The sequence below is a fragment of the Nonomuraea sp. NPDC005983 genome (assembly GCF_040614375.1).
Classification (GTDB): domain Bacteria; phylum Actinomycetota; class Actinomycetes; order Streptosporangiales; family Streptosporangiaceae; genus Nonomuraea.
The window spans coordinates 1-4,215 of record NZ_JBEXUP010000267.1; the positions used below are offsets into that span (position 1 = coordinate 1).

Consider the following 4,215-nt stretch of genomic DNA (forward strand, 5'->3'; position numbering starts at 1 on the left):
GCGAGAACTGCCTACGACGCCTCGTCACGTACCTACCTCTTCCAGACTTCTGTCAGCTTATGTAGCCGACTGTCCGAAATCTGTTGGGCGCCTCATGATGTGCGCAGGCGCTACCGGGCGGGCATCTCGCGGGGATGATCGTTCCCGGCATATCCGGATCATGACGTCTGCGTCCTTGGCTGTCGATACCGTGTGCGTCTTCGTATGCCTCCTTCGCCCGCTTCAAGCGGGTGAAGGCTGAGGCTAACCCAGACTGCTGATGTCCCACAGCTCGACACCTGTGCGGGTAAGGGTGGCGAGGGTCTTGCCGTCGGAGGAGAACGCGGCCCGTCCTTTACCTTTCTTCTCTGTGCGGGTTAGAGGCGGGCCGAGTTGCTCGACGCTGCGAGTGTCCCAGAGTCGCACCGTGTCGCCGCCACTGGCGAGCATGCTGCCGTCCCGGCTGAAGGCGAGCGACTCCACCTCTTCGTCCAGCACCCCGGATCGGCCGATGTCCTTGTAGGTCTCGGTGGAGAACAAGAAGATCTCGGATCTCCCATACATCTTGAGGATCACGGCTATGGTCTTCCCGTCAGGGCTGACCGTAGGCTGCTCGCCAAAATCGCGCATAATCTGCCGGAACTGACGAGTGTGCTCGCGGCCTGTCTTCGTGTCATAGACGGTGAGATTCTCACCGGCGATCAGGAGTTCCCCCCGGCCGAGCAGGGCGATGGAGGAGTGCTCGTACTGGGCGTCGATCGGCTCGCCGAGCGATTGGTGTTTAAGCGCGTCCCAACGCTGCATGTGCCAACGTTCGCCGCTCACAGAACGCTTTATAGCTGCGATGACGCTACCTCGCGGACTGAATGCCACCGACAGCAGGGACTCATCCTTGACCAGCGGCGGCTCGATCAGCCTCCGCTCGTTGGCGCTCCAGATCTGAAGCTGGTTATGAGTCGCGACCGCCAGGATCCCGCTGTTGCGGTCGTAGACCAGGTTGCTGACCAAAGCGTCGTTGCCATCCACCATGGAAGTCTCGCCGATGCGCTTCTTGTCTTTGAGGTCCCAGAACACGACGCCGGACCTGGTGCCCACGGCGAGCATTCCTTGGAAGGGACTCACGGCCAGACCAGCGCCTTCCTCTGCAGTAGAAAGCCAGGCGATCCGGGGGAAGCTGGTTTGGACGGGATCGGGCGGGATTCGAAACCAAACCACCAAACCTGCAGCCAGGACTAAGGCCAGGCCCACAGAAACGATCTTTCCCCAGACGGGTATCCGGCGAGTCCGGGGAGGCCTCCCGCGCGGCAGGCGCACCTTGTTGTCCGGCAGGGCTGCGGTGGAGGTCGGGTGGGGGCCGATCCCCGTCGGCGGAGGTGTTCCCGTCACCGCTGACAGGGCAGCCTCCGCCGCCTGCGCGGTCATCCGCCTGGTCGGATCCTTGACCAGCAGCCCCTCAATCACACGGCCGAGCCGTCCCGCCCTGACTATCGGCGGGGGCTCGCGGTTCAGGATGGCTGCAAACAACTCGCCCACGGTGTCACCGGTGAACGCCGGCCTGCCCTCGACCGCGCTGTAGAGGATCAAGCCCAGGGCCCACAAGTCACTCGCTGCCTCGGCCTTGTGACCGTTGACGCGCTCGGGGGCCATGTAGTCCATGGAACCGATCAACATCCCGGTTGCCGTCATCGTGGAGTTGCCGACGATCTGGGCGATTCCGAAGTCAGTGAGTACGGCGCGGCCGTCATCATCGGAGATGAGGATGTTGGCCGTCTTGATGTCCCGATGGATGATCCCGGCCCGATGCGCCGCCGAGAGTCCCGACAACACGTCCAATCCGATGCGCGCCGCCTGTTGGTCATCCATGGTGCGGCCCTGCGCGCGCATCTCCTGCAGGACGTCGTGCAGGGTCTTGGAAGGCACGTACTCCATGACGATCCATGGTGTGCCATCTGCCATGACCACGTCGTAGATCGATACCACACGGGAATGGCGGATCTTGGCGGCGGCGCGAGCCTCTATCGTCATCCGGTCCGCCATGTCCTGGCGGATCGCAGGCGACGCGGCCTCACTCAGGAGCACCTGCTTGATCGCAACCACCCGATCCAGCACGGTATCGTGCGCCTGCCAGACGACGCCCATGCCGCCGCGCCCGATCTCGCGAACCAAGCGGTATCGATCACCGATGCCGGTATTCACGACCCGCACCATACCGGGCGGTGCCGGGCAAGTCGATCAAGTCTGAGCCCAAGACGAAAACCATCACCGGGTATTCCGGCGCTGCGTCAGCCAGTGCTCATAACCCGACGCCCAGCGCACGAGACAACGGGCATTCATCGAGAAAGGCAGAACGATGAGCAGCATCCTCCACGCGGTCGCAGGCGAGGTGGGCTTCCCCTCGTAACGTGGAGACCGAACCAAGAGAGGTTTGGTCGTGGCAGGAACCACGAGACGTCGTTTTGATCCGGAGTTCCGGGCCGGGGCGGTGCGTATCGTCAAGGAGACCGGCAAACCCGTCGCGCACATCGCGCGGGATCTTGGTATTAACGAGTACACGCTGCACAACTGGGTGCAGATGGACCGGCACGCAACAGGGCAGGTCGGGCGCGACCGCAACGGAGGCGGCAAGCTGAAGGAGTCCGAGCAGGAGGAGCTGGCGCGGCTGCGGCGGGAGAAGGCCGAGCTGGTCAAGCAGCACGCCGAGGACAAGGCTGCCTGGGAGAAGGAGCGTGCCGAGCTGGAGGACGAGCGTGATGTCCTCAAACGATCCGTGGTCCTATGGGTCAAGGACTCGCTGAACCGATGACCGTGGTGGAGTTCATCGAGTCCCAAAGGACCGAGTTTGGTGTCCCCCACAAGATCTGCTTCCGTGCGCTGGGAGTGTCCTCCTCGTGGTTCTACAAATGGAAGAACCGCAGGCCAACAGCTCGGGAAGAGCGGCGCGTCCAGTTGGATGCGGAGATCAAACGGCATTTTGCCGCCTCCGGTGGCACCTACGGGTCGCCGCGCATCGCCCAGGACCTGAGGGCCGAGGGCTGGAAGCTGTCGGAGAACACCGTGGCCAAGCGGATGGCCGAACTCGGCTTGGCCGGGCGCAGGCCGAAGAAGCCGCGCTCGCTAACCCGGCAGGGCAAGCGGCCGGCCGCGCCGGACCTGGTACGGCGGAAGTTCACCGCGGTCGCTGCGGACGTGCTGTGGGTCGGCGACGTCACGATGATCACCACCGATGAGGGCCCGCTGTACTTGGCGTCGGTGGAGGATTTGTTCTCCCGTCGGCTGCTCGGCTACGCCATGTCCGAGCACCATGACGCGGCACTGACGGTCGCGTCGCTGCAGATGGCTGTGGTCACGCGCGGGGGCGATGTGGACGGGGTGATCTTCCATTCGGATCGCGGCTCGGAATATACCGCTTCCCGCTACCAGGCCGAATGCCGCAAGCACGGGGTGGTGCAGTCGATGTGCCGGGTCGGGTGCGCGCTCGACAACGGAGCGGCCGAGTCGCTCAACAGCACCCTGAAGGTCGAGTTCGTGCACCGGCACCACTTCCGTACCCGGGCGGAGGCTCGGCTGAAGATCGCGACCTGGATCGCGGACTTCTACAACGTCAAGCGCAGGCACAGTGCCAACGACGGGCTGCCGCCTGTCACATTCGAGCGTCTGATGATCGAGAAGAGGCAAACGTCAATGGCCCTGCTGAGGGCCGCTGTGGCATAGGACCGTCTCCACGGTTTGAGGGGATTGACAAGGTGACGCCCGAACACGGACTCTTCACCGTTGCCAGCTGGAAACGCCGGACATATGCGAGGTTGACGATCAAGAGCGTGCGGGTCCCTATCCAGTCTGCAACGAGCCGCCCTCTGATCTGCTGACGCAGGGCTTGCCTCTGCCCGAACACAGACCGCAACCACGTTCGTCCGGTGAGCCGTGCTGAGGGACGAAGCACGGATCGTCGATCGCCCCCAAGCACGTATGGCGACTGGCCACACCGTGGCGATCGTAAGGGCTGTAGCTGTGCGGCGGCGCGGCAATCTATGCCGGAGCGTTCGGTCAGCACGGCGCGGCAGGTGTGCGGTGCCCCGGCCCGGTGTCCCGCTGCCGTCCGGGACCGGCCCCCAGGCCGCACGCCCGGACGGCAGGCGGGCGGAGGGCCGGGGGTGGGGGGGGGGCGCGCCCCCCCCCGGGCGCAGCAGAAATAAAAAAAAACCCAAGGACGAAGCCCGCAAAAGAGAGCAGCGCCCA

At 64.3% G+C, this 4,215-nt stretch carries 3 protein-coding genes; 2 read left to right on the top strand and 1 reads right to left on the bottom strand.

What is annotated here, in order from left to right; genetic code table 11:
* Window positions 1-243: 243 nt before the first annotated feature.
* A complete protein-coding gene (locus ABZ297_RS46330) occupies window positions 244-2,175 on the bottom strand; it encodes a WD40 repeat domain-containing serine/threonine protein kinase (RefSeq protein WP_355360861.1) in 1,932 nt (643 codons plus the stop codon).
* Window positions 2,176-2,410: 235 nt separating this feature from the next.
* Between ABZ297_RS46330 and ABZ297_RS46335 the strand changes: the two genes are divergently transcribed.
* Window positions 2,411-2,782 (top strand): transposase, encoded by a 372-nt coding sequence (locus ABZ297_RS46335; protein WP_355360864.1) that lies wholly within the window; start codon window positions 2,411-2,413, stop codon window positions 2,780-2,782.
* Entirely contained in the window at window positions 2,779-3,690 is a 912-nt protein-coding gene (locus ABZ297_RS46340) for an IS3 family transposase (RefSeq protein WP_355360867.1), read from the top strand. Before ABZ297_RS46335 ends, ABZ297_RS46340 begins: the two co-directional genes overlap by 4 nt.
* The last annotated feature ends 525 nt before the right edge of the window (window positions 3,691-4,215 follow it).

Coding starts and splice junctions, on each gene's coding strand:
- ABZ297_RS46340 (WP_355360867.1), top strand. CDS start 2,779: ATGACCGTGGTGGAGTTCATCGAGTCCCAAAGGACCGAGTTTGGTGTC.